The sequence below is a fragment of the Globicatella sanguinis NBRC 15551 genome (assembly GCF_001552295.1).
Lineage (GTDB): Bacteria > Bacillota > Bacilli > Lactobacillales > Aerococcaceae > Globicatella > Globicatella sanguinis.
The window spans coordinates 1-1228 of sequence record NZ_BCQX01000224.1 but is presented as its reverse complement, the minus strand read 5'-3'; the positions used below and the strand labels follow the sequence as shown (position 1 = coordinate 1228).

Annotated in this window: 2 protein-coding genes; both read right to left on the bottom strand. The window is 32.1% G+C overall.

What is annotated here, in order from left to right; all coding sequences use genetic code 11:
• Positions 1 to 10: 10 nt before the first annotated feature.
• Positions 11 to 628 (bottom strand): DUF1054 family protein, encoded by a 618-nt coding sequence (locus GSA01S_RS10235; RefSeq protein WP_066127302.1) that lies wholly within the window; start codon positions 626 to 628, stop codon positions 11 to 13.
• A gap of 370 nt (positions 629 to 998) precedes the next feature.
• Positions 999 to 1154 (bottom strand): hypothetical protein, encoded by a 156-nt coding sequence (locus GSA01S_RS10825; protein WP_157064834.1) that lies wholly within the window; start codon positions 1152 to 1154, stop codon positions 999 to 1001.
• Positions 1155 to 1228 lie beyond the last annotated feature (74 nt).

Genomic DNA, 1228 nt, shown 5'->3' with positions numbered 1-1228 from the left:
AATCAAAATTTTAATAAAATGACATGGCTTCCATATAAAACGGCATCAGTTCATCTTGAGTTTCAATGAAACTTTTCGTTAATAATTTACTATCACTTAATATCTCTGAATCCTTTGGATAGATTCTTCCTATCATTAACTCAGCTTTTTTTACTTTTTCCAAACGTTCAAGCAAGTTTGCCCAATCAATATCCGGCCCCTCTTGAAACCCAAACTGGGTATGATCCGGAATGACTGCGAAATCTTGTGGCAACTCTTTAAATACTGATAATTTTTGTTGCCATAATTGAGCAATCTCTTTTTCATGGAGTGGATTATCAATTAACGCCAACGTGAAAAATACATAATGTTCATTAATACCAATTTGGAAATGAGGATACTTCTTATATCCACGTTTATCTCCACCAATCGCTACCCATGTTGATTCTGGTGGATAAGTCGTTCTCCGTAAATGTTTTGCAATATGCACGAACACCTCCGTTGATTGTGATGATTGTTCATGAAGATGTTCTGCTAAAATATCACCAAAATATTGAAAAGTTGGTTGAATACGTGCTTGAATTGCCGCCATTCTTCCTGCTAGTTCAGGTTCATTAAAAACAGCAAAAGCTGTATGATCAAAATTCATAACTCTCACTCCTCGTCTATCCCCTATTATCTCAATATGGAAGAGGGTTTGCAATGAAGAAGTGCTTATCTCCGAGCAATTTCCCTACCATTTAAAGAAAATTATATTTGTCATCTCACTGATGTAAAGCTAAAATTTAATTCTTCTTTTGTAATAGGATACGGAAAAATAAAAGTAATCCAAACATAAAATTTGATTTTGTGCCCTACTAAAGTTCACAAAATTGATCGGCTTTAAGTGAGGCTAGCAGATGCTGTTGGGTATTGTGCCGATTCAATAAAATATTGTTGTGATTGACAAACAAAAACAGCCTTCTCTTTCATATGGATAAGAGTAAGGCCGATAAATAATAAAACTACTATGATGAAAATTACAATTTTATATTTAACTTTTCAAATAAAATCGATAATAGTTTTAAAGCTAAAAAGATCAATCCTTTAATCGTCAACCAAGTGTATGTAACAACCGATAATACTAAGGGATGACAAAGTAAAATCAAAATCATGAAAAAAATTAAAAATTCCATTATGGTCACCTCAAAGCTTTTATATACTTTTATATACTTTTATATAATGCATTTAATTCTATTATATCGCAATC

What these genes read in the sequence shown, in the direction of transcription:
- GSA01S_RS10235 (WP_066127302.1), bottom strand. Translation starts at nt 628, where the DNA reads ATGAATTTTGATCATACAGCTTTTGCTGTTTTTAATGAACCTGAACTA.
- GSA01S_RS10825 (WP_157064834.1), bottom strand. Translation starts at nt 1,154, where the DNA reads ATGGAATTTTTAATTTTTTTCATGATTTTGATTTTACTTTGTCATCCC.